Genomic DNA, 23,436 nt, shown 5'->3' with positions numbered 1-23,436 from the left:
TTTTTTCTCGCACGAAGACTGTTCGAAGCGGGGCTGTCGGTGGAAGATGTGTAGAGCAACCTATTATTCCAGATAATCTTTTTTATCTTTTAGATACAGGGTTCTTTTATTGGTAATCCGAGTGAGGCGCATCGAGGTCTTCGGGTTAAGGATAACTACAGAAATCAATCCTCAAACTGATCTGGCAAGGTTGATAGTGGAGGAAGCTGAAAATCAGGCCTATGGGATAATGCAGGGTGACATAGTAGTCATAACATCTAAGATTGTTTCTAAGGCTGAGGGTAGGGTCCATAAGCTCAGTGATGTAAAGCCTTCACGTAGAGCCTATTTCCTTTCAAGACTCTATAGTACTCAGCCTGAGGTTATGGAGGTGTATCTGAGGGAAGGTGAGGTATTGGGTGTGATTCCGATTGAGAAGCTCTCGAAGAGGTTTGGGCATCTCTACAAGAAGTATGCTAGCAGCAGAGAGGGTGCTCGAAAAGCCATCAGCGAGCACCCATATATCTTCTTGATCGATGTCGGTGGGAGGATTCTGACCTGGGGAGGCGTCGACTTCTCCAACTCTCCACCAGGCTACTGCACATCGATACCGAAGGATCCGGATGAGTCGGCTAGGAGGATAAGGGAGGGCATCAGAAGGTTAACGGGTAGGGATGTCGCGGTAGTCATCAGCGATACGGAGTGGAAGCTGGATAAATTCGGAACCATCGATATAGCGATAGGCTGCTCCGGCATACAACCAGTCTCAAGAAACTTCGGTGGTAGAGACCTGTATGGCAAGGCGAAGTTCGGCGGGGTTGACGACCTAACCGATCTGGTCTCCGCGGCAGCCAACCTACTCTTCGGCCAAACAGACGAAGCCACACCGATAGCCATCATAAGAGGCCTAAGATACGAGAAGGGTGAAGAAGGTGTTAAGGGCGTGATCTACCCAAGAGAAGCTGCTAGGAAGGCGCTGAGGACGATAATATGGGAGAACATAAAGTTTAAGATTTTCTCAAAACTTCTGAAACTCGTAAAGTGATCCCCGACCCCCTTCACGCATCTACCCCCTAATTTTCAACACCAAAAATAGGGGGTGGGGTTAGTGTGTGGTTAGCGGCTTCTTTATCGGCTCTACGGTCTTTATCGATACGATCTTCGGCATATAGTAGCTTATTGTGAGCATCGTCCCCCAGGTGATGAGTGTGGCTATTGACATCGCTGTGCCTACGGTAGCCATCTCGTGAAGCATTACTGGTATGTCGGCTGGGTTAGCCATAGCTGTTAGGAAAGGCGGCCAGGGGACGACTTCTCCGTGCCAGACGTGCTCTAGCGCTAGGAGGATCACACCGCCCCAGAGCAGTGCGTTGAGAACCCAGAGCTTCAGCTTCTCAGCTAGGCTCCGCGCTGTCTTCTGTAGTATTGAGGTTATTATTGCTAAAGCCATCGGGACTAGGAAGCAGGCCACTATCTATTACCTCCGTATCACCAAAACCTTATTTAGTAATACTATTTAAAGGTGTTGGAGGGAGATGTATGTGGCTGATAATATTAGCGTTCGCAGCAGCGGTAGCCACGCCACTGTGGTATAGGATGGCTGAAGACGACAAGTATCTGCTGAAGATTCTATGCCTCATACTCTGGGGTGTAACGATAATGGTCTTCGTCGACCACGTCATGGGTTTTCTAAGAAAGGGTGGGGAATTCATCGAGATGACGCCAGAGGCAACCGTCTTAGGCTTCGCAATGCTCACCGCCGCACTCACCATCTGGGAGATCGTCCTCATACTTAAAGACCCCAGAAGAGTGCTCTACAGAAAGAAGAGCCAGTAAAGAGCCTTGCGCACATACCTGCTCCTAAAAGGGGAGCCTTAACTCACAGCCAAAATAGTGAATACCAAGAGCTATGTAAGTCTATTTAAGACTACGTAGCTCGCAGCACAAACGGCTAGGAGAAAAGGGTTTTTACACTGTGATATTGTATGTGTGCTCTGATGATTAAGAAGACCGCTTTCGTGAATATTCTCTCGGATGATGGGGTTAGGATTGAAGCTTCTCCCCCACGGTGGAGTCTCCTACCGACAGGGCTACCGAATCTAGATTAAGCGTCTGTGTGTGTCCGTCCATAGCCCCCAACCAACCTCTTGGACTCTACTCATCACAGCTGAGTAGTATGTCGGCTAAACCCCTCCTAGACTTTAATGTTGTCAGAGAACCTTGGAATAAGTATGAACTAGCGGATGGCTCGGTTCTCAAGCTTAAGGTTGTGCTTACGAAGGTCACGGAAAGAGTAGTCGACCAAGAACCAGTCTACGAGTTTGAGTCGCGGAACATCATCGTTGTGCTCGCGCCGGGTGATTTGAAGGGACCAACTGACACCAAGTCCTATTCTCCGGATGAGTTGAGAGCTACGATCGTGAAGGATGATATCCGCTACCCAACGGTATCAGAGGAGTGGAACGAGTATGTAGTCGATGACGAAGCACGTGTTAGCTTAAAGCCACCCTTATCAGCTTCGCCAAAACATCAAAATATAACAAGGATAGTGAGCCCATTTACAGATTTCGGCGAGAAAGCCTACGGTTTTAACCGTGGGATGAATCGCCGCTAGATTTATATTTCTCAATCTTCCATCAACTCTTTAGATGTGGCTTGGATGTCCAAAAGCTCGAATAAGGCTCCAAGCCGAGATAAGCTGGGAGGTTCGAGCATTAAATATAGGGCTTCTTCAGGCTTGAAGAAGCCGTTAACGGGCTGGTGGCACAGCCCTTGCAGATAGCTCCAGAACCGTGAAGGGGTGGATGCTGACACATATGTACCCCCAAAGCGTTGAAGGAGCCGTGTGCAAGAATCTCCTGACTTCAGTCGTGGAGAGTGTCAACTCGTTGAAATAGGAGGTATGGCTCAGGTAAGGCCTCCACGACTCGCTTAACAATCAACCGATTTCACATCGTCTTTGAGCATTGGTTTGAGCCGCGCGGGTGTGGTCTGTTCTAAATCTGATGGAGGTGACGGCTCCGACACTCATTCTTTAGGCCTTTACTACTTGTCTGACTTTTATGTGTAGTGTTCCTGAGTCTTTGTAGAGTTCGCATAGGGCTTGGAAGGTTGAGCCTCTTTTTATGAGTTGGTGTGGTCCGTTGTAGTTTTCTGGTAGTAGTCTTGCTCTCCATTTATCGTCTATCCAGACTACTGCTTGGTTTGGTAGGATCTTCTCTACTGTTATCTTCATGAGTTTGGCTCCTGGTATGTCTTTGATTGGTATGGTTAGTTTGTCTTCGTCTTCTGTTAGGTGTTTTTTCTTGAGGAGTTTTGCTAGTGCTGCTTTGACTACGCTTCTGCTGAAGCCCTCTATCTTCATTTCTTCGTATAGCTCTTCATCCTCTATCTTTGCTGCTCCTTTCTGTAGTATCTTTAGGTATAGTGTTCTTTCTGCTCTTGCTACTTCTCTTTCTAGCATTCTTGTTTTGAGGAATTCTTCTTGTATCTGTGTTGGTTCTCTTCTCACAGCTGTCTTCTGTAGTGTTAGGATTTCTTCTTTTGTGAGTGGTTTTGGCTCTGGTTTCTGCTTCGCTCTTAATACTGGTTTTAGTATTCTGTTTAGTTGTTCTGTTATTGTTCTCATTTTGTCGAGTTTCTTTTCTGATGCTCTTAGGTATGTTGTGTCTAGGGTGTTTTGTGTTGCTAGTATTATTACTCTGCCTGGTGTTCTTCTTCCTGTTCTTCCTCTTCTCTGTATGAATCTTATTTCTGATGGTATGGGTTCGTAGAATACTACTAGGTTGACTTCTGGTATGTCTAGTCCTTCTTCTGCTACGCTTGTTGCCACTAGTGTGTTTATGTGTCCTCTTCTTAGGTCTTCTAGTAGGTTGACCTGCTGCTCTTGGGTTAGGCCTCTGTCTCCTAGTCTTGTTGCTTGGCCTACGAACCTCTCAGCCCTCACACCCTCAACCCTATTCAGCTCCTCAACTAGGTGTGTGGCTGTATCCCTGTACTGTGTGAAGATAAGTATTCTGGAGTCTGGGTTGGTTTTGAGCTGGTTGGAGACGATGCTCTTAAGCTCCAAGACCTTGGGGTGCTCGACGAAGCATCTACCCTCTAGTAGGCTTAGGAGATGTGTGTAGACGTCTTCTCTAACTAGGGTCATGTGTGTCCTCTTTCGATCCTCCTCAAGCCTCTCTAGGAACGCTTTTAGCGTGTATGCCCCCTGTGTTTCAAGAACCTCAAGCATGTGGAATAGTGTTAGTGCTGAGGACTGCTGCATAATAGCCTGGTATATCCTACCCCTCTCCTCCTCGATACTCATCTCAAGGTTGTATCTGAGCTCAGCACCGAGCTCCACCAAACTCTTCCTGGTGACTCTATCGGTTTTTATGTATCCTCTCTCCCTAAGCCAGTTAACCCTCTCCCTAAGCATGCCTAGGATGATGTCTTTGAGTGGTTGGTATGCTAGGGGTAGCTTCACAACCCTCTCCTCAACCCTAACGGGCTGAATATATGGCGCTACATCTGGGTCATCATCCCTCCTAAACTCCACGTGCTCTATGTATAGCGATTCGCAGACCATCCTCACCCTATCCAGATCAGAGCCGGGTGAAGCTGTTGTAGCTAGGATTAGAGGGTAGCTTGAGCTCTTCACATACTGGCTCGCAACCTCGGTGTAAGCATACTCCTTAACAGCCCTATGAGCCTCATCAAAAACAAGCAGCCCAAACCCATCCAAGCTCAAACCCTTGTTCAGAAGATCGTTCCTAACCACCTGTGGTGTTGCGAAGACGAGCCTAGAGCCACCACGCCAAACACCCTCCCTAACATAAGAGGGAACCCTACCGGTGAGGAGAGAGAAGTCTTCCTCAGGAAGCCTCAAAACGTTTTGAAAGGTCCGCTTATGCTGAACAACAAGAGGCCTAGTAGGAGCCATAACAAGCACCCTCCTATCCCTAAAGCTGTATAGCACATCAGCCGCAACCAAAGCAGCTATAACCGTCTTACCCAAAGCCGTAGGCAAAACCACCAGCGTATTCTTATCCCTAGCCTCAGAAGCTATCCTCCTCTGATACTCCCTATCCTCAACAAGATTCGGATACACTAGAGGGTGCTCCACAAACCTCAAACTAGATCTCTAAGACTTCCTCACCAGGCTTAACAGCCCTCTTAACAGGAGGATTCACCTTATCAACAGACTTCAACAAAGCCTCAAGCTTATCGAACTGAAAGAGCCTCCTATACTCCTCAAGCTCCTCACAAGACCTCAGAACCAAACCCCTCTTCTTCGTAGGCGCACCAGAATCATCAACAGGATTCAACTCAACAGCAAGCCTAGCAGGACTACTCTTAAAAGCAGGCAGCTTAAGGATAAATATACCAGGCACCGTAGTCCTCATCCTAGACCAGTCAGATGCGGTCTTAAGGAAGTGAGCAAGCTTATCCTCAGACATCACATAAGCAAACAAAACAAAGCTAAATAAGCGTTATCACACTAAGCCCTTCTTTGCTGATTTCCGGGAGTCTTGAAGATAGTGGAAGCGCTAACCGTCGTTTGATCTATCCTTAGATTGTTGCTGTGCTCCAATCCTAGTGCGTGACCGAATTCGTGGGCTACGAGGTTCTCTATCCCTATGATGCTAAGCCCCTTCACACCAAGGATAATCCGCTTCACCATTCCCATCCCAGTCTCGAGTGGAGAACCAAGCTATAGATGCCTTCCAGTGGTCAATAGCCCTCCTACCAGCCAATACTTCGGGAGAGTCTGGGGAGTAGACGTTAGGGTTGATCAGAATGGTTAGGGTTGCGTGATCCCAGGCAGCAGCCCCACCGTCAGGAGACTCGATGAGGTTCTGTGTAGGAGTAGCCTCTTCACTCGGAGGCTTACCAGGCTTAGCGTACGCTAACGTAGGAGATAAGGTTAGTAAGGAGACGAGAAGCAGCAGAACGAAGCCTGTTCTCCGCATATCTATCACCAACTCTATCGGCTTCGCACCATATATATGTTTATTTAGCTATGTCTGGGCGTTGGTTTCAGTAGTAGTATGAGCCTCTAAAGTTTCACCAGCAGCAGGCTTCTTTCTCTTGTTCTGCTCCTTCTCAAATCTTTGAAGACCTCTAAGGATGGCTTCTCCATACTTCAGCTCGCTCCACCATTCACCTGTTTTTCCCTTCTTTGTGCTGTGTCTACGCGGCATCCTTGCTTTTTCAACCGTAGCTCGCGATTAATATGTCTTCTCTTTACCACTCGATGATTGCTTCAAGGATGCGTTTTCACGCATCAGCTATGAGACTTACCCTTTATGGTTGGTATGGGTTGCTCTATCCTATGGAGGGGGCAGCAGGGGTCTGATGCTAGCGGGTCTCTTGTGTAAGCGTAGGCTCTCGCGCGGCATCCTCCACAAACCTCCCTATAACCACAGGTTTTGCAGGGCCCTTTTAGGTTCTCCCTATTTCTAAACAGGTTGAAGAGGGGGCTTCTCCACACATCTTTAGCGCTTCTCCGCAACAGATTTCCTGCTGAGATCGGTATGAAGGGGCAGGGCCAAACATCACCATTCGGTTTGATGTAGAACATCCCCCTTCCTGCGATGCAGCCCTTAAAGACGTTTGATGCGATCTTCGTGTTTAAATTCAAGGATTTTGTGAGGTACGCGAAGTACTCTGGCAGACCTACGGGTACGGTGACGGGGCTGATTTCACCTTGAATGCTATGCAGCTCTTTAATCAAGTTAGCGAAGGAGTTAGAAGTGAGTGTTTCGTCAAAAAGGTTTTCTCCCCTTCCAGATGGAATCAGCTGGTAGAGGAGTACGACCTGTGCCCCTATCTTATCAGCGAGTTTGGTCAATTCTCGAAGCTGAGTTATGTTACGCTTAGAGATGGTTATATTGACCTGTATATATAGGCCTTCCCTCTGAGCGTTTGATATGCCTCTTAAAGCGGCTTCAAACGCCCCCGATACTCCGCGATATTCATCGTGCCTAGCGGGTTCGACGAAATCTATGCTCGCAGCTACGCCTTTCACCTTATTCTCTTTGAGCCTTCTAGCTACTCCTTGAGTTATCAGGGTTGCATTTGTTGCTAAGACTGTGTGGAAGCCTATGTCAGAAGCATACCTCATTAATTCGTAGATGTCCCTTCTAACCAGAGGCTCCCCTCCAGTAAATACGAGTGTCCGGAATTCACGTACACCAGCGATGTTCTCAACCACCTTCTTCGCATCCCCTGTATCTAACTCGTCTTTGAATATCTCTCCCCCTCTGGCGTGGCAGTGGATGCATCTTAAATTACAGCTTGCTGTAACCTCATATACTGGGTGAATTGGGTAGCCGAAGCATCCCATACCTATAGCCCCTGCTGATATCTGCAGAAGCTTGTGTATGTTTGATAGCCATCTACTCAATCCTCCCCACTTCGTTGCGTATCTGAATGCCATTAAGGCACTGGCTTGCTTGAGCAGGAGTGTAGGAGGTAAGTGGAGCGGAAGGACTCTCCTCAGATTATTCACCTCGCTGCAAGAATGTAGCCGAGGGATAGTAGAAGCGTTGACACTGCGAATAATAAGACTGTTCCACGCATCGCTGGGATGAGCTTCTTAGGAACATTGTAGTTTCTCCTAAAAACATTTACGTTGTTAAATGCAATAGGCAGAGTCGCCAACATAATCAACCCTGTTAAAGGAATCACCTTGCTTAAGACCCCTATGAAAAGCACAGGGTATATGAGTAATATCTGTGCGGCGTAGGGTATTCTTGATCTCTCTAGCCCCAGCCTCGCAACCAGATTCATTTTACCAGCCACCCTATCTGCTGGATAATCCGGAAACTCATTTATCCAGATTACAGCCGTTATCAGTAGGCCGGGTATAAGTGATGGTAAGATGAGTAGGTCTAGTGGGAGGGCTGCGGTCTGAACATAGTAAGCTCCAAAGGTTATAAGCGGCCCATAGTTTAGGCCTATCAAGAGTTCCCCTAACCCTCTATAAGCCCACTTGAATGGCGGCATAGTGTAGAAGGCTCCTGAGATTAATCCTACAAGGGAGAGCGGTACGATTACCCACCCTACACTAAATGTGAAGTAAACCGCAATAATAGAGTAGAGGATCCATGCTACGAAACCGGCCTTAAATGCAGACTCAGGTTTAAGGGAACCAGAGGGAAGTATCCTACTTCCTGCGTTAAAGGGTGTTATATGCTCCCTCGGCACTATAACATCAACACCACTCTTAAAATCGTAGTATTCATTAAACGTATATGTGCCGATCATCGCCAAAATTACTCCGATTAAAGACAATGTGAAATTCACAGGATTAAAGCTTCCAGCCCAGTAATATGCAAGAGCAGCCCCAAGGATAACAGCAGGAATACCAGCCACAAAAAATTTTACCCTTACAACGCCTACCCAAGACCACAAGCTAAACATATCTTTCTCCCATCAGCATAGCCTCCTATCCTAACCTTTATGTATCTTTTTAAAAGGCGCGAAGAATATCACCTGATGTATGTTGCCTCTACCTCTATTGCTGTGTGCAGGATTACTGGCTTCTGCCCTACTATCTCTCTGTGTGTTGTGGTTCCCCTCTAAGTATTTGCTCTATTTTTTGTTCTCTTCTATAGATCAAGGCGATGCCAAAAACGCCCACAGATTCTAAGAACTAACCATAAAAGTGCTCAAACCATACGGATCAGCACTAAAAGAACTAAATATAGAGGAGCTGGAGAAGAGGCTCACAAAGCTAGAAGCATCACTAGGCGAAGCATAAGATGATGCTCAGTGTCGGATTTAGTGTCGGATTTTTGCTGAGAAAAATTTTTTCCCACTGGGATCTGCCACTAAATCCGACACTAAATCTGACACTGGTCTACCGAAGAGAGTTGTCTACACTATGGCGTAGGCTCGAGAAGCTGGAAGCGATTGAGCTAGAGGCTTCTGATAAGAGCTTGATCTACAGTTGCGCAAAGATCTTGGCTGAGGTATCTAGGTTGGATCGAGGCGCCGTCTACAAGCGCATCATAACTAGGGCCGAAGAAGGGCTAAAAGCGGTCAAAGACCTATATGATGTGATTAGAGCTCGATCGATAGATGATCTTAGGGAGACTGTTGTGTTCTGCTCAACCCTCCTCAACCGGAGATCTCTACAGTATCAGGAGGCTCTACTCGGAGATAATGATAGGCAGGTTGCTGTTATTTTATAAGCCGTCAGAGCTCTTCTTCAGAAGAAATACGAGAGGCATACTTTTGGATGTGAGGACAAGAGTTCTTATGGGCTACGCCCTACGAAAACACATATTTCGATGAGAGGAAGAGCTTGATAGAAGCGTACCGCTGAATACAGTCACTTTGGATTGGCGTATGTATCTTCGAAAATGTTGTTGACGGTGTTTGACCCGTAGTAGCTGGCCGTTGATCGGGCGATTTAATAACGAGCAGTCTACGTGATCTACGGTAGTAGGGTTGCCTCGGACCAAGGCTATTATCGGCATCGAGAACGTGGTAGCGGTAGCTACCATCAAAGAGAGGCTTGACCTAAACCTGATAGCGAAGCTCCTACCTGAGGCTAGGTATGAGCCTAAGACGTTCCCAGGGCTGATATTGAAGATGAAGAGACCTAAAGCCACAGCGCTCATCTTCTCCTCTGGGAGGGTCGTCTTCGCAGGCGCCAAATCTGAGGAGCAGGCATATAGGGCTGTGAAGCTACTCGCACAGAGGCTGAGGGAGAGTGGTGTAGAGATAAAAGATGAACCTGAAGCCACAATTCAAAATATCGTAGGCACAGCCTCCCTCGGAGGCAGGGTGAAGATCGAGGATGCCGCAAGAACCCTTAGGATAAGCCTATACGAGCCGGAGCAGTTCCCAGGCCTCCTATATGAGATGGACGAACCACATATATCCTTTCTCATCTTCTCATCCGGTAGAGTCGTATGCACAGGTGCGAAGAAGGAAGACGACATCTACAGGGCAATCACTACGCTACAAAACACCTTAGAAGAAAAAGGTCTGATGACGTACTAGTTTAACCACTTTTTTGGTATCAACCAGCTAATTTATATGGTGTCTGCGATAAGGGTTAGATCGATGGGATCAGCGATGGCTGGGCTGAGGGGTAGGGTGATAGCCTCAAGAAAAGAGTTGGTGGACGCTATTATGCTAGGTGTAGTTGCTGGAGTGGTTGCTTCGTTTGCGGAGAGGGTTGATGCTACGCTTACTGGAGGGAAATATACGCCCCTAGGATATGTTAATACCTACGTGTGGATCTTAGTAGCAGCTACGCTCTTTGGACCGTTAGCACCAGTCATAACAACGGAGATTCAAGCATTTATCGGGCTGCTTACTTTCGCGAACCCGCTTTCCTGGCTATGGCCGATCGTGAACTTTGTGTTTGCTGTAGCCGCTGGTTTCGTGTCTATGGCGTTGCAAAAATTTAACCAATCTGCCAAACTTATTACGAGGGTTGCGTTGATGAGTCTTGCGTTAGCGATTTTAGATATCCCGATGGTTTATGTGGTAGTCGTGATGGTACTTGGTTTACCGTTCATAGTTTACCTGCTTTCCCTCCCAGTATACATGTTGTTGCAGCTGATCCCGACGACATTAGTCGCGTATGCCGTTATCAAGGCGATTTTACGTTCAGGGGTTCTGAGGAGGGTAAAGGGTTGAAGGGGTAACGTTTCTGCCGATTTTAGGTGCTGGGGTGGTTTATGTGAAAACCTTGTATCCGGTTAAGTTTGTTGGGTGGGGGGAGGTTGTCGACTGGGCTTCGCGATTAGCTGAGAAGATCGAGGGTGACGGCTACACCCCTGAGGTTATCATTGCTGTAGGTCGCGGGGGGTTCGTCGTATCAAGGCTTCTATGCGACTTCTTGAGCGTTGATAACGCGCTTGCTATTCCAATAAAGTGGACCGAAGTCTTCAAAAGACCTGGTGAAAACTATTTAGCCGATTTGGTCAGAGGTTGGGTTAAAGCTGCCAGGGAGAATAAGCCCGTTGAGCAGAGCGTCGAAGAGGTTGTAAAGAGGTTAAGAACTAACATAACATTCGAATTCTATGTTGATTTATCTAATCGAAGGGTTCTGCTTGTTGAAGAGATAGTTGCCACCGGGATGCATATGTCTATGGCGAAAGAATTCGTCTCCAAAAGATGGGGGGTGGGAGAAGTAAAGACCGCTACACTCGTCTGGAAGTCTTCAACAGCACCGCTATTCAGACCAGACTACTACCTCATCGAACCCAAAGGCTTCGTGTGGTTCCAGTTCCCCTGGTCAAGATTAAGCGACTACAAACAATTCCTAATAGCGATGTTATCCGACCTCACCAAAAGTGGGAAGACAGTATACAGAATAGAAGACGTTGAGAAGGAATTTACTATATGGTATGGGCCGAAAAAAGATCCAACGTATCTGAGGAGGGCCTTAGAAAAACTGGCTAAGGAAGGTGCTATAAAATTCCTAGATAATCAAATGTTTGAAGTGACTATTCGCACCTAAAGTGTTACGTCATCTCCGCAACAGCCTTCAGCTTAAGGATAGCCTAAAAGGCAAAACCTAGCTAATGTTAGAGGGATCAACGAACAGATGAGAGGAAGCCAAATACTATTCTACTCTAGCCTTGTTATTCACTTGAATCTCCTACAACTGCGGTTAAAGGCCCGAATACAGCCACGCTGGTCGCCGCAATAAGCATAAGCGATTTAACCCAAAGCAACCTATCCTGAGCGATGATCTTAGCAAAGAAAAGGTCTCCTAGCACAGTATACTGCACCACAACAAATACTATAAGTAACACAGCTGCCAAAAAGAGAGACATCGACAGAAGCCGCGTCGACCCCGCCTTATTAAACCGAGGCGCGGTAACGCTGACTCTACTCAATATAGGTGCTGTAACCCTGATCAGTGCTGGTACAACTATTAAGACGAAGGGTACCATCGACGAGAGCCAGAATAGAGTTAAGCCAGCCACCGTACCGAGCTTAGCCTCTATACTTCAAGAGAGCATTCAACGAAGACAAGAACACTCCTAAGAATCACAACATACCGCCTAAAGATCCTAGTAAGGTGGCTTATGAATAGTTGGACACGCCCCACGAACCACAACCTTAATTTTCTGGTGATAGCCTTTTCCTAACATACTCAGCTAACCTCACAACCCCAACTGTTGCCTTCGCGTCGTGTGTTTTTATTAAATTGGCGCCCTAGAACACATTGGTGGGTGCGGCTAAGACGGGACAGAGAGAGGCTGCTGATCTTCTTGACCGTGGATCTTCCTATGAAAGATTTCCTGAGACGCCTACGTGTATCGGTCTTTCGAGCGTTCGAAGCTTCTTAAGATTGGCTATTGCGCTGCAGGTCAAGACGAGTATAGCGTTAGGTGAAGATTTGGTCACAATGTTAGATAAAATGGCTAGTGTTCAGAGTTTTAGCATAGAACTGATGCTATTGGCTATGCTTTACAAAAGCTCGAAGAAGGAATTGGGGGGCTGAGTTATGCAGCTCTTTCTGAGGTTTGAGGGTGATTTAACGATGTACTTCGAAGGTGACCTACTTCACGCCCTCGAGCGTAGCCTCGAAGACGAGCACTTCTTGTATGCGTATTGGCAAAGCGGATTAGCTTGGGTTGTTGTGGATAGAGCGTCGGCTGAGCAGCTTCTGAAATCAGGCTCCTGCTCAGCGCTAGTTTATGATGCTCCGCCAACGTACCCAACAGCAAAGCTCCTTGAAACAACTGAGCTGAAAGCTGAAGAGTTGAAGTAGAGGTGGGGGTGTTGGCTGAGGAGCTGGTGCTGTATTTTGTAGGCGTGCTGACAGGCGTATTATTAGCTTTTATGGTTGAGCGGTGGATTAGACTGAGAAGGGAACTTGGAGTAGCGTCTGAAAAGCTTGAAGAGGTGAGAGAACGCCTAGAGACTTGAAAGACGTGGCTGAAGGGACTTTCCACTGCTGCTACTGTGGGCGGAGGTTCAGGACCGAAGCTGAGCTGAGAAACCACTATAAACTATGGGGCAACATACATATGGAGACGAGTGTCTTTGAGCCCTGCAAAGCAGAAAGTGTAAGAAGGTATGTTTAGGCACAGAGAGGTCTCTTCTATGGTGAGCGCTTCAGAAGCTAAAGCGAGAGCCTTAAGAGATAGTAGAATACCTCAAGAAGCGCGGCCCAACGCCTAGACGAATCCTAATCAAAGACTTGAAGATATGTGAATATCGCTAACCGCAGCCTTACCTGAAGAAGTAGCGGTGGCGCAATTCACCAAAGGTTTGAAGAAAAAGTATAGCTCCTACGACATCTTCGGAAACTCGTGAAGCTAGGCAGGATACTCTACTTAAGAGGCGACCCAAGGATAGTCGAATACGTAGCTGAAAGAATACCGCTCAGACCCAAAACACCACACGAAGCCAGAGCCCTCTACACAAACCTAAAGGAACACCTAGAAGCAGAGGCAAGAAGAGCCATCGTAGAGAAACTAGACTACAAATACGAGAAAGAAGTGGGCAAGCGTATAGAGGCTAAGGGGCGGAAGAGAGCAATAGAAGCCTTCAGCTATCGGTTTACTTCAGGTTAACGCCTGCCACCTCTACTGCGACGTAGCGTGTGGGAGTGGAAACATAAATCAGATTAAGCAAGTAATAGGAGATTTAGGAGAAGATCAGCGGCGTCGTAAAAGAGCAGGTGCTCCTTGAACGGGTATCTCTTGATGAACTCGGCGTGATTCTTCCGAGCAGCGTCCAGCTCGCTTCCGTCGAATTCAGCTACAAATTCCCTAGAGCCTGTCTTATCCTTCAGCGTGAGCCAAGCACCCTAAAATATATATGGGTTAGATGGGATGGATTGCTCTGTGATGGTGGACGCTCAGCAGGTTGCCGGCTATGTTAGGAGCCTTGGCTTTAACGTGTTTTATGGGTATGTTGCGTATCCGTTCAATATAACGGTGAGGTGGGATAGGAGTAAGGGTGATTTGAGGGATTTTCTTAGGGTGGCGAAGGCTGAGGGTGTAAGGCTGATCGTCATCGATTGGTTCGATCTAGACGATGACACTCTAGATCTAAGGAAGCGTAACGTTGACGGCATCAAAAACCCTGACGAAAAGGATAGGGTAGCTAGAAGAAACGAGGTATTAGAATCCTATAGGAAGTATGTCGGTAAAACCGCTTACGTATCGGTGAGCTGGTTGAAGGATGGGGTTAGATACCTATATTACGAAGCTGAAGAATGGTGGAACGATCTCCTCGATATTATTGAGGAAGCCGATGAAGAAGCTGAGGAGTAGCTGCAGGTGCCCCTAAGTAGATCGAAGCAGAAGAGCACATAAGAACCCCCACGATGTCACATAATAAATGTTGGTGAAATCTAGCTAAACGAGTGATGCTAATCATCTGCAACGGGAAGATACTAATAGGGGAGGCTAACGTAGATGCAGTGGGGGGCTACTGGTTGTCGATACTTATGCTCGATAGGATCCTCAGAGAACTGCATGTCTCCTTACCTGAGTCTGAGAAAAGCGAGCTATATTTGGAGTTGTCTAGAGTGTTCGGCTTCATAGGCTCATACAGGGAGTGTGAGAGGCTGGAAGAGATGTGGGCAGATCCGCTATATAGAGAAGCTATCGAGAAGTACATAGAGGCTTGGCTGAACTTCAGAAGAAGAAAGAGCGTAATAGAGGCATACGGTTGAGGGCTACAGCCGAGTCGTCGGAAAAATCAGCTTGTTTTGCGAACAGAAACAGAAAAACAAACCTAACCGCACTTTTACCGCTTCATTAAGCGGAGGAACCTCTACATCGATCCGTTGAACCACTGTCGCAAGATCGCTCTGAGAGCTACGACTGCCAATAAAGGAAGGTTCTCAAGCTGGTTCTCAGAGAGCGACCTTTATCGAGAAAGCTCGGGTAAGGGATATCGTTGTAGTCATCTAGGGGCCTTTGTATGCACCTCGATACGGCTCCCTTTTTATACAACTTCATAGTCGATTGTGATTTATACTTCGAAATTCTATGGCTACTCTAACCACTTTCAAGAGGCTTGGATTATACCCTCAAAGGTTAAATTTGATCGCTCAGAAGAAAAGCTTCTCCTATCTTTGGATTAAAATGCAAGCAGAACCTGTGCGTATCTATAAAGTCGACCCCCAAAACGCTAGGAACCCTTTTGAATTCTTCCGGAGGTATTGTTTTCGTGGCCTTCAGAACAGTAATTGAAGGCAGATTAAATGCCACCACTTTCCCTCTTTCTTCTTTTGGATACAAGTTTACCTCGTTCAATAACAGTCTCCAAAATCTTTGACCTGCAAATAGTACGTCTGGATACTCGGCTGCTTTCTTTAAAGCGTGCATCGGAAGGTGTTAGTGCCGTCCAGGGATTGCCAGTATCTACTAAAAGTAAAATCGGAACTGGTTGAATATGGTACTTGGCGTTTATGACGATTGAGACGAATGGTTGGGGCTGACCGAAGCGTATGCGTATCTTTAGTGGGATTCTGACGTGTTCTCCCCTCACAGAATGAAGCCACGCCCTTCGGCGTGATAGAGGTGATAAAGATCCGATTAACGTCGATGCTTTTTTCAAGGAAGCTTGGTATCTTATCGATGGTATCTGTGGCAATTAAGACGTTCTTGTCTTTGATGGCGAGGAACTTATCGCCATATTTCTCACCCAGCTCCTTGAGGTTGGTGTAGAACCATCCTTCATTCTCTTCATGCATTTTAAAGAGCAACTCAATATTTTCATTTGCTTCTCTCCCCATCTTCTCACCTTCTAAAACACATGATGTACACCGTTAGCATAAACTTTGATCTAACGAATACACCTCTATTTTCCTGTAATTAGTATACCCTGTGGTCGATCCGCTGGTACAATATGAAGAGGCACCTCAACCTAAAGATGATAGAAACCCCTACCAAGCCTTCATAAGGAAGATTCCTAAGGATGACATCATCACAGACGAAGAATCAGGTGAAATATACCCTGCCCAAAAGATCTAGAAAGAGGTATACTCATTTCGGGAAAACACACTAACGAATACACACATCTACAAGACAAAGAGTAGATGAGTAGCATATTGGAAATCAGGTTCTGCTATTGTTGTAAGGACCTGCTAAGGGAGCCGCATTCTAGGCTCGTTAAGAGCTTCGCGTTTATAGACTCATATAGGGACTATGGCAGACCTGGAGAACATAGGGGATCAAACAACTAATCTGCTTCCAGCTGTGCTCATACCCTGCAGGGTATGGATACTGCCTGGCCCACTAAACTTCGTATATGTTTAACACAAAGTCGTCAACAGATCCGGTTGTTACAACCTTTTGTAACGGTTTAGAAGCTGCGTCCTCCCAAGCAACACTTGATTGGGGCGCTTTCGATAAATGGGTTGATCAGCTATATGCTTCGAGGACCGCTGTCAACTTAAAGTTGTATGGTAGGCGCTTCTTCTACGTTTTGAGCGACCCTTCGAAAGCGAGTGATCTTCACGGTTTAACACCGCACGTCCGCAACCACGCTATGAGGGCTTTAGCGGCCCTCTCTAAGTTCCTCGGCTGCTACGAAGTCTGGAAGAGGATCAAAAGCGAAGTAGGGTTGAAGTGGGCGAACCCGGGTAAGGAGCAGCTGATGATGTTACCATAAGGAGACACATGACAACCAAAGAAAGCACCAAACACTAAAACCTTATCGTAACATCATCGAGCAGCTGATCAGAGAACTCATAAGCGGGAATCGGGTTGAAGAAGCGTTATCTTGGCTGAAGGAGGCTGAAGAGAAGCTCCCAGCGCGCTACTATAAGGCGATAAGATTCATCCTCTACAGCGGGCTTAGGGCCGATGAGGGCTGTAAGGCAATCAACCTACTAACCACAGATCCGGGGTACCTCGACCTCAGCGCTGTGCTTACCATCTATGGTTCAGATGGGTTCCCACTACCGAACCCCAACCCAGGCGGCACCTTCCCCTAGCAGAAACCTGGCAGAAAGCCAGATAGTAAATAGATAGAGGCAAAACTATTAGCGTTTACTTCACGGCGTGAAGATATGACTTCTACCGAATGGTAAAGGTCAAATATGATGTGATGTAACATATACGCTATGGCTCTTAAAACGTTGGGAGGTGTTCAGAAGCAACAAGCCAAATCAGAGGCTAAAGCCTCAGCAACAAGTGAAACGGAAGAGATGGCCCCTAGCAAGATGTGGAAAAACCTCCCGTTAAAGCTAAAGATTCTCACAGTAATCATAGTTGTTCTTGTCGACTTAGCCGTTGTTCTTCTGATATACTGGATAGTTGCTGGTCCTCCGGAATCTATCCGCTACGGTCTTCCTGAGGAATTGAAGCGGATATTTGCGGCCCTAGCGATTCTTTTCGGCTCTGGTTTTAGTTATCTTCCTGGTCTTTGGGATAGCCTTGAAGCGGAGATTGGCGATTCTACTATTGTGCTAATACTTTCAATTTTAGGTATTGTTATTCTTTTCTCCATTTACTTTATGTTGGCTAGGCGTAGACCGAGGATTCGGTTTGGGAAGACTACTCCTGCTGGAGCGTTTGAGGCCGATGAGTTTAGAAGAACCTTCCCAACCTGCCCGATCTGCAGCTCTGGTTTGGGTTACGAGGCTACCCGTAGGTTCCTAACCCCTTATGTCAGATGTAGAAATTGCGGGGCTGTTTGGAAGGAAATTGCTAGGGGTTCGATTTGGAAGATTGAACGTAGATACATCCTCGTGGAACCTGACAAAGAGATGAAGGCTCGCTCTCTCGTCGGAAAAGGGGATGTTGATTGGGATCCCTCTCCCTATGGTTGGAAGACGAATTGGGGTTATGGGGTTGAATTCTGGAGGGTATTAGATTACGTTAATAGACATGGTGGAGAGGTCTCTATTCCTCAGGCGAGTGAAGAGCTTGGTCTGAGCGAGGCTACGTTGAAGGAGACGATCGATAAACTGAAAAAGGTTTACAAAGTCATAGAAAAATGAGGTAGAGTAGAAAATAGATAGGGGTGGAGCTTAAGAAAGGCCCACCTAGATCCTAGTTTCAGAATTGTCAACATTATCCCACACCAGCCGATTTTGTTATTACCGGTGTGATATCTTGTAGGCTGCTTTAAGTGCTGAGATGCTTGTCGCTAGTGAAGCTAAGGTTACTGTTAGTAATACTAGGAGTCCGGTGCCGATCATCATCAGGGTTGGCGATAGGATCGCTTCCCCTAAGAGAATCGTCATCAAGCTTGTGATCCAAAGCGGTAGGAGAATCTTAAGCCTGCTAAGTTTCAGCGCATTCTTCCTCCACTTCTTAGCTGCGTAGAGCGGGATTAAGGTTAGTGGTGTGGAGTATATGAATCCTATCAAAGCGCTTACCACTATGCCTGTTACTACGATACCTACTTCACCGTTGAAGGTCAGCGTGTTGTTCACGATAACACCTAAGTGTAGTATTCCGAGGAGTGGGTAGAGGATGCCTCTCACAACAGCCTTCAAAGAGTCTTGTGAGGAGATGTATGCCGCAACACTTGGGCTGAAAGAGTAGTACCAAGCATTAAAGACATTCATGAATTGGCTGCCTGCAAATGTTTTAAGGACAACGTTCTCCCTGAATCCTCTTAGGAACTGAACGTGAGGGTTGAGCTCAGAGCCGTAAGCTGCGGTTGCAATGATACATTTGCTGACCTGTATGGGCTCAACGGTCAGGTAGATGTTGTCTGTTTCGTGGTGCACACCTTCTCCTACAGCAACTATCTTAAACGACCATCTACCAGCATCGGTAGCGTTTGAAGTGTATACCGTTAATGTGGATGTGAAAGGTGGTGTGCCTGAGGACGGGTTAAGCTGGAAGGCGAGCTTCTCATCTGACTTGGGTGCGTAGAGGGTAATCTGCTTCGGCTCCCCACTCACCAACGAGACCATAACTTTGTATGAAACCGAACTACCTTTAACAACGCTCAGCTCAGCAGGGCTGACAGAGACGCTGAAGTCGAAGGGCACCTCAACCTCAGCCTCCTTCACTGTCAGATAGATCTTATCTGTTCCATGAACCTTACCCCCACCCTTACCATACAATGTAAATTGCCATCGACCTGCTTCAGTCTCTTTATGAGTGTATACTGTTAGTGTAGAGGTGAAGGGCGGTATACCTGAGGATGGGTTAAGGCTGAATCTGAGGTCATCCTCTTCTGGTGTACCCAAAGTAACTAGCATCCCCTTTCCACTAACTAGGGTGACGGTTATAGTGTAGGTAGCTGAACCTCCCTTGACGACCGTGTTCTCAGAAGGATTTACCGAAACACTGAAGTCAAATGGTGCCTCAACTTCGAAGTTTTGGGTTAGCTTTAACGTATCATCGAAATAGACTTTAACGGTCCATTTACCTGGGCTGTCAGCAAAATTAGAGCTGGGTAGCTCATCAAAGACGTTATACTTGAGCCAAAATTGGCAACGCTTTGGAGTAGTAGGGATGAACTTGGTTTCTGTTCGAACTAAATCTCCATCAGGGTTAATCCACTCCCATCTCACCACGTGATCAGGAACGTTAAACTCCTTCTTCGAGGGGAAGATGTTTTCGAATCTTATCCACGAAACTATCGAGGGTTCATCATCAGCTTTGAAACTGGATTGGCTTTTAGCCGGCTCCCAAACTGCGCTGGCATTCTTCGGTATCGGCCCCAAAGCAAGACGGTAGTCTCCTACCCTCTCGGCTGGGAGAGCTAAGGCCCAACTCGAGGAGCATGGAAGAACTTTCAAAGATACAGTCACATACTGGGGCTTCGAATAGGCGGAATTGATGGCAGTAGCTCTGATCGTGACCTCATATTCACCAACTGGATATACGTGCCCCACATCCTCTGGGAGACGATCAGCGTAAAGTGTAAGCCCTGCAGACTCCTCCTTAGCAACTCCCTTCGTCGGGTTTCCCCACCACTCCCCTCTTATCTTGTAATCTGGAAAACCAGGCGAAGTCCCTCCAGTTATCTCAATGACTTCTAACTTAACAGGCTTAGGTACTTTACTCGCCCAACTGATCTTAAAAGTCCAAGAACCGCCATTGATTGTGTCACCCTCCTTAACCTCCTGTTGGCTTGTGGGGAAGACCGAGAGCTTGAATACATCCTCAACTCTAAAGCTTCCTAATAATCCATTAACGTCAACATTATATATCCCAGCCGCATCTTTTGCTACGCTAAACGTTACTAACTTGGATTCCCCGGCTGCAAGGCTGACTGTCTTAACATCTTCTACTACCCCATTGATAGTGAGGGTTACGCTGTATTCGCCTGACTGTTTTCCTACGTTAGTAACGGTTACGGAGATTTCTACGGCTTCTCCTGCGATAACCTCGGTGGGGTTAATCATTAGGTTACTCACCTTAAATTCAGCGCCTACCTCAGGCCCAGGCGCTGGGATAATCTCCTCACGGGTAAGGATAATCCTCAATTTGAGATCTTTTTCTTGGTAGTTCAACTCCATAGTTTGCGTGTCGTAGGTCCCAGAGACAGGCAACCCTCCCCAGCCAATCACCATATCTACCTGCGTGATCTTGCCTCCAGGCACTAACTTTTCACTTACCCTCCCGATTACAGGCCCGGTTAGACCGCTCAACCAGCTTAATACTTCAGGGCTCTCAGGCTGTAAGAAATCAACTTTAAAGCTGATCAAACCTTCTATTTGGTCATCGCTTTGTTTGTAAATTAGGAGGTTGACTGTGCCTTTCCCATTCCCTGCTCCCTTCTGAAACTCTAACGTAAAATACCCTGTCCACGTAGTTCCTCTCCACTTTTCCTGTAACTTTGCCTCAGCCGCTGCCTTTAGTGCCACTGACAAACTGTTTCCTGCTTCCTCGATTATCACCTCTTGGGTAACCGAGGAGTAGCCTGGTGAGCTAACCCTAATAGCATACTTGCCCTTAGGAACTTCTATTGTGGCTTTGCCAGAGCTATCGAGTGTGGTGCTGAAACCAAGGCCGATATCGCTTGTGCTGACGAGATCTAATGAGCCTTGGGTCAGAGACTGCCCGTATTGATCGGTTGCGGATAAGCGAACAAGAGCTGTGTCCCACTCACTCGAATCTATTGGTACGATCTTATAAAACTTCATAATCTTGTTGACTTCAGTCACCTCGACCATATGGTTGGGGTCACACGCTAGTATTGCATTTGCGTCCAAAGCAAACGATGCCGCATCAATTATCACACCTTTTAGGTCAGGTATACTTCGTCCTGCAGTAGCAAGAAACTCCGGTTGCGTGAAGAAGAGCAAGTACTCCTTAACTCTATCCTTTATGTCTGCTTTCAGCTCGCTCCACGCTTCATCATATGTCAATGTCCTTGTCTCAGAAATGCTCAGCTTCTTAGCATACTCTCCCAAGGGCAGTCCGCTTTGGTCAAGGACCTTTGCGGCTAACACAGCGATGTCCTTAATTGATAAGACTTTTTCTACCGTTTTTGGCAACCAGTCCAGGAGAACTTTTCCCATCACGGTTTGTGGACCTTTTGGAAGAAATAAAGCGACGAGTGGTGGAGTTTCGTCTGTGGTGCTGAATAAAGATGTATTAACTACATTTCCGCTTGACATAGATGTCTTGACCACGTTTCCGCTTCCTTCTAGTATTACGATGTATGGTAGGAATCGCCCCTGTGGATCAATAGCAAAGAGTACGCCCCGCGACTTTGTCTTATTATCGAGCGCAAATCCGACCGAAACCCCTGGAACGGGATTGCCTGTCGTCTCATCAATAAATCTGAAAGTTACGTACCTGCCAGCAATATTGAAAGAGACCATACCATTGTTGTCAGTGGCAGCAGCACCTGTCCACGCTTGCTCTGCTTCAGCTCCAAATGGTGGTGATGTGGTGTAATCTATGAAGCTCGGTAGGGTGTATGATTTTAAGGTGGCGTTGACTTTGTGTATGTTTGAAAGCTGGTAGAGGGTGTAGAGGTTCAGTGTCGTTGGGTAATGTATATCGTAGAAGTTGCCGGTTATACGATTCATCAAATCACCCATTCTCTGAACGTGATCCAAGCCTAGGGCGTGTCCAAGCTCGTGTAGAGCAACATTCTCTATCGCAACATCATTCAGCTCACGCCCATCCTTTAGAGATAGGATTACCGATATCGAGCACGTCACGTTAGTGAAGTATCCTGTAGAGTTATACCAGTATTTGTAGCGCGCGTACCCCCAGTCTTCTGTCGTCTGAGTCTCGCTAAAGTATATTTGAATAGGTGCTGATGGATTGTCTGAAACAATCAGGCTGTAGGTCGGTCTTGAAGGTAGGCCGTATGTGGTCTGGAACCAGATCTGGCTAAAGTTCCACTGCCTCATTGCGTTAATGACGGCTTGGCGTGCATAAGACGGACCAGAGTGAACATATACCTCTATGTTGTAAGATGGCCAAGAAAACCCATACACTGGTTGGCTGAGAGGCGTATCGTCTCTGATGGAGAAGCTCTGAACCAGCACCTTTACACCATCGACGAAGACCTCTACCACCCATACACCAGTTAGTTGAGACGGAACGTGACCTCGAACATCAATCCAAGACCACACATAATACTCAGACCAGCTCCTCCCCTTTCCAGGATCTGGAATAATGTCAGAGGTGTTGTAGTAAATATGCTTCTGCGGAGTCAACCAGATCCAACTAACGTTATGTGTAGGAGAGGTGACATCAACCAACTTAAGCCAGGAGTAAACTGAGACATCGTCTACGGAAAGCGATTGAGTTCTGTGAAGAGGTAAACGAGTTTGAGAATCAACACCTAGTGCGATGGCGCTGTCACCCACCTGTATACCTTGGCTCGCTTCCGATAGGAGAAAGAAGCTGCTGACTAAGAGAGCAGACAGTGTCAGAAGCGTTAACGCAGTTAATATTCTCAAACTAAGGATTCAAATCTCCACCAGTGTATCAAAGGCGGCTTCTAATAAATCTTCCTACTATTCACTAGAAGAGAGTTCAGGTAGCGGATCAGCAGCCGCATCGCCACACTACTTCTGGTTACTCTACTTTGACCTTCTCCTTCTTCTGTTTGCTCTCTCTAAGCTCCTCTAGCTGCTCGCTCCTCTTCTTTAACGCTGCTTCGACAGCCTTATACAGCTCGATTCTAGCGTTCAGAAAGTGGGTTAGGGATTCTTCGTAGCCTCTTGGCCACATCTTGATCAGCAGCTCATCAAAGGCTGTTGGTGTTAGTGGTAGGGGTAGGAGTATGGGTATAGGTATGATTGTGGGCTGGTATGCGGGTGCTCTCCTTTCTTCAGCCAAAACCTATTCCCTAGAGAATTTTAGATGAAGCCTCCCGTTAATAAGCTTAGCGCTCCTCAAACTATATTTGAATGCCGCTGCTGGCAGCGGGATAAGGATTCTAGCGTCACCTGAGTCTGAGCGTAGGTGGATTATAAGCTCATCACCTACCCTCTCAACCTCCATATCATCTTTCTTCGCATGCGGTGCCGGGATATCCATCTCCACACCATCTTCTCTAACAGCGACCTCTATCGGCTTGCCAACATAGTAGACT

At 46.9% G+C, this 23,436-nt stretch carries 30 protein-coding genes; 16 read left to right on the top strand and 14 right to left on the bottom strand.

Annotation, left to right across the window (positions count from 1 at the left end):
* Positions 1 to 109: 109 nt before the first annotated feature.
* On the top strand, positions 110 to 1,024 hold the full coding sequence (locus HA494_04545) for a F420-dependent oxidoreductase (GenBank protein NHV97040.1): 915 nt from the start codon (positions 110 to 112) through the stop codon (positions 1,022 to 1,024).
* A 60-nt stretch (positions 1,025 to 1,084) separates the two neighbouring features.
* Here the strand turns inward: HA494_04545 and HA494_04540 are convergent, their stop codons facing one another.
* The gene (locus HA494_04540; GenBank protein ID NHV97039.1) at positions 1,085 to 1,450 is read right to left on the bottom strand and encodes a hypothetical protein; all 366 of its coding nucleotides are present in this window, start codon (positions 1,448 to 1,450) and stop codon (positions 1,085 to 1,087) included.
* A gap of 68 nt (positions 1,451 to 1,518) precedes the next feature.
* Here HA494_04540 and HA494_04535 point away from each other — a divergent pair, with 68 nt between their 5' ends.
* Together HA494_04535 and HA494_04530 are read left to right on the top strand one after the other, a co-directional pair.
* Positions 1,519 to 1,815 carry a hypothetical protein gene (locus HA494_04535; GenBank protein ID NHV97038.1) on the top strand — a complete coding sequence of 99 codons (297 nt, stop codon included), beginning with the start codon at positions 1,519 to 1,521 and terminating at the stop codon, positions 1,813 to 1,815.
* 232 nt (positions 1,816 to 2,047) lie between these two features.
* Entirely contained in the window at positions 2,048 to 2,593 is a 546-nt protein-coding gene (locus tag HA494_04530; GenBank protein ID NHV97037.1) for a hypothetical protein, read from the top strand.
* A 420-nt stretch (positions 2,594 to 3,013) separates the two neighbouring features.
* Here the strand turns inward: HA494_04530 and HA494_04525 are convergent, their stop codons facing one another.
* The 7 genes from HA494_04525 to HA494_04495 all read right to left on the bottom strand — a co-directional run bounded on the left by HA494_04525 (position 3,014) and on the right by HA494_04495 (position 8,388).
* On the bottom strand, positions 3,014 to 5,095 hold the full coding sequence (locus tag HA494_04525; protein ID NHV97036.1) for a DEAD/DEAH box helicase: 2,082 nt from the start codon (positions 5,093 to 5,095) through the stop codon (positions 3,014 to 3,016).
* 1 nt (position 5,096) lies between these two features.
* Entirely contained in the window at positions 5,097 to 5,420 is a 324-nt protein-coding gene (locus HA494_04520; protein NHV97035.1) for a hypothetical protein, read from the bottom strand.
* A 41-nt stretch (positions 5,421 to 5,461) separates the two neighbouring features.
* Positions 5,462 to 5,641, bottom strand: a complete 180-nt coding sequence (locus HA494_04515; GenBank protein ID NHV97034.1) for a matrixin family metalloprotease — start codon at positions 5,639 to 5,641, stop codon at positions 5,462 to 5,464.
* The gene (locus HA494_04510; protein NHV97033.1) at positions 5,607 to 5,945 is read right to left on the bottom strand and encodes a hypothetical protein; all 339 of its coding nucleotides are present in this window, start codon (positions 5,943 to 5,945) and stop codon (positions 5,607 to 5,609) included. Before HA494_04510 ends, HA494_04515 begins: the two co-directional genes overlap by 35 nt.
* A 36-nt stretch (positions 5,946 to 5,981) precedes the next feature.
* Positions 5,982 to 6,164 carry a hypothetical protein gene (locus HA494_04505; protein ID NHV97032.1) on the bottom strand — a complete coding sequence of 61 codons (183 nt, stop codon included), beginning with the start codon at positions 6,162 to 6,164 and terminating at the stop codon, positions 5,982 to 5,984.
* A gap of 83 nt (positions 6,165 to 6,247) precedes the next feature.
* Positions 6,248 to 7,369, bottom strand: a complete 1,122-nt coding sequence (locus tag HA494_04500; protein NHV97031.1) for a radical SAM protein — start codon at positions 7,367 to 7,369, stop codon at positions 6,248 to 6,250.
* A 101-nt stretch (positions 7,370 to 7,470) separates the two neighbouring features.
* Complete coding sequence (locus HA494_04495; protein ID NHV97030.1) at positions 7,471 to 8,388, bottom strand: prenyltransferase; 918 nt, start codon at positions 8,386 to 8,388, stop codon at positions 7,471 to 7,473.
* A 374-nt stretch (positions 8,389 to 8,762) separates the two neighbouring features.
* On the opposite strand from HA494_04495, the gene HA494_04490 reads away from it, so the two are divergent.
* The 4 genes from HA494_04490 (at position 8,763) to HA494_04475 (ending at position 11,449) form a co-directional block, all read left to right on the top strand.
* On the top strand, positions 8,763 to 9,161 hold the full coding sequence (locus HA494_04490) for a hypothetical protein (GenBank protein ID NHV97029.1): 399 nt from the start codon (positions 8,763 to 8,765) through the stop codon (positions 9,159 to 9,161).
* Positions 9,162 to 9,420: 259 nt separating this feature from the next.
* Positions 9,421 to 9,978, top strand: coding sequence for a TATA-box-binding protein (locus tag HA494_04485; protein ID NHV97028.1), 558 nt, complete (start codon positions 9,421 to 9,423; stop codon positions 9,976 to 9,978).
* Between the two features lie 39 nt (positions 9,979 to 10,017).
* A complete protein-coding gene (locus tag HA494_04480) occupies positions 10,018 to 10,623 on the top strand; it encodes a hypothetical protein (protein ID NHV97027.1) in 606 nt (201 codons plus the stop codon).
* Between the two features lie 43 nt (positions 10,624 to 10,666).
* Positions 10,667 to 11,449, top strand: a complete 783-nt coding sequence (locus HA494_04475) for a phosphoribosyltransferase (GenBank protein NHV97026.1) — start codon at positions 10,667 to 10,669, stop codon at positions 11,447 to 11,449.
* 124 nt (positions 11,450 to 11,573) lie between these two features.
* On the opposite strand, the gene HA494_04470 is transcribed toward HA494_04475, so the two are convergent.
* Entirely contained in the window at positions 11,574 to 11,921 is a 348-nt protein-coding gene (locus HA494_04470; protein ID NHV97025.1) for a hypothetical protein, read from the bottom strand.
* Positions 11,922 to 12,481: 560 nt separating this feature from the next.
* On the opposite strand from HA494_04470, the gene HA494_04465 reads away from it, so the two are divergent.
* The 6 genes from HA494_04465 (at position 12,482) to HA494_04440 (ending at position 14,629) form a co-directional block, all read left to right on the top strand.
* Entirely contained in the window at positions 12,482 to 12,712 is a 231-nt protein-coding gene (locus tag HA494_04465) for a hypothetical protein (GenBank protein NHV97024.1), read from the top strand.
* An 11-nt stretch (positions 12,713 to 12,723) separates the two neighbouring features.
* On the top strand, positions 12,724 to 12,870 hold the full coding sequence (locus HA494_04460) for a hypothetical protein (protein NHV97023.1): 147 nt from the start codon (positions 12,724 to 12,726) through the stop codon (positions 12,868 to 12,870).
* Positions 12,867 to 13,028 (top strand): hypothetical protein, encoded by a 162-nt coding sequence (locus HA494_04455; protein ID NHV97022.1) that lies wholly within the window; start codon positions 12,867 to 12,869, stop codon positions 13,026 to 13,028. The genes HA494_04460 and HA494_04455 overlap by 4 nt, the downstream gene beginning before the upstream one ends.
* A 228-nt stretch (positions 13,029 to 13,256) precedes the next feature.
* Positions 13,257 to 13,520 carry a hypothetical protein gene (locus HA494_04450; GenBank protein NHV97021.1) on the top strand — a complete coding sequence of 88 codons (264 nt, stop codon included), beginning with the start codon at positions 13,257 to 13,259 and terminating at the stop codon, positions 13,518 to 13,520.
* A 261-nt stretch (positions 13,521 to 13,781) separates the two neighbouring features.
* Positions 13,782 to 14,225, top strand: a complete 444-nt coding sequence (locus HA494_04445) for a hypothetical protein (GenBank protein NHV97020.1) — start codon at positions 13,782 to 13,784, stop codon at positions 14,223 to 14,225.
* 95 nt (positions 14,226 to 14,320) lie between these two features.
* A complete protein-coding gene (locus HA494_04440) occupies positions 14,321 to 14,629 on the top strand; it encodes a hypothetical protein (GenBank protein NHV97019.1) in 309 nt (102 codons plus the stop codon).
* Between the two features lie 367 nt (positions 14,630 to 14,996).
* On the opposite strand, the gene HA494_04435 is transcribed toward HA494_04440, so the two are convergent.
* Both HA494_04435 and HA494_04430 read right to left on the bottom strand, forming a co-directional pair.
* Positions 14,997 to 15,215: a hypothetical protein gene (locus tag HA494_04435; protein NHV97018.1), complete on the bottom strand. Its 219-nt coding sequence runs from the start codon at positions 15,213 to 15,215 to the stop codon at positions 14,997 to 14,999.
* Between the two features lie 59 nt (positions 15,216 to 15,274).
* The gene (locus HA494_04430; GenBank protein NHV97017.1) at positions 15,275 to 15,697 is read right to left on the bottom strand and encodes a hypothetical protein; all 423 of its coding nucleotides are present in this window, start codon (positions 15,695 to 15,697) and stop codon (positions 15,275 to 15,277) included.
* A gap of 91 nt (positions 15,698 to 15,788) precedes the next feature.
* On the opposite strand from HA494_04430, the gene HA494_04425 reads away from it, so the two are divergent.
* From HA494_04425 to HA494_04415, 3 genes are all read left to right on the top strand, one after another.
* Positions 15,789 to 15,935, top strand: a complete 147-nt coding sequence (locus tag HA494_04425) for a hypothetical protein (protein NHV97016.1) — start codon at positions 15,789 to 15,791, stop codon at positions 15,933 to 15,935.
* Positions 15,936 to 16,212: 277 nt separating this feature from the next.
* Positions 16,213 to 16,575, top strand: a complete 363-nt coding sequence (locus HA494_04420) for a hypothetical protein (protein ID NHV97015.1) — start codon at positions 16,213 to 16,215, stop codon at positions 16,573 to 16,575.
* Between the two features lie 454 nt (positions 16,576 to 17,029).
* On the top strand, positions 17,030 to 17,908 hold the full coding sequence (locus HA494_04415) for a hypothetical protein (protein ID NHV97014.1): 879 nt from the start codon (positions 17,030 to 17,032) through the stop codon (positions 17,906 to 17,908).
* 99 nt (positions 17,909 to 18,007) lie between these two features.
* Here HA494_04415 and HA494_04410 read toward each other — a convergent pair whose 3' ends face one another.
* The 3 genes from HA494_04410 to HA494_04400 all read right to left on the bottom strand — a co-directional run.
* Positions 18,008 to 22,705, bottom strand: coding sequence for a matrixin family metalloprotease (locus HA494_04410; GenBank protein NHV97013.1), 4,698 nt, complete (start codon positions 22,703 to 22,705; stop codon positions 18,008 to 18,010).
* 211 nt (positions 22,706 to 22,916) lie between these two features.
* Positions 22,917 to 23,180: a hypothetical protein gene (locus HA494_04405; protein NHV97012.1), complete on the bottom strand. Its 264-nt coding sequence runs from the start codon at positions 23,178 to 23,180 to the stop codon at positions 22,917 to 22,919.
* A gap of 3 nt (positions 23,181 to 23,183) precedes the next feature.
* Positions 23,184 to 23,436, bottom strand: a 253-nt coding sequence (locus HA494_04400) for a hypothetical protein (GenBank protein NHV97011.1), incomplete at its 5' end; no start/stop codon positions are given.

This window comes from Nitrososphaerota archaeon, from assembly GCA_011605775.1.
In the GTDB taxonomy this organism is placed as follows: Archaea; Thermoproteota; Nitrososphaeria; order Nitrososphaerales; family JAAOZN01; genus JAAOZN01.
The sequence above is the reverse complement of the archived record's forward strand: the minus strand, read 5'-3'. Positions and strand labels throughout refer to the sequence as shown.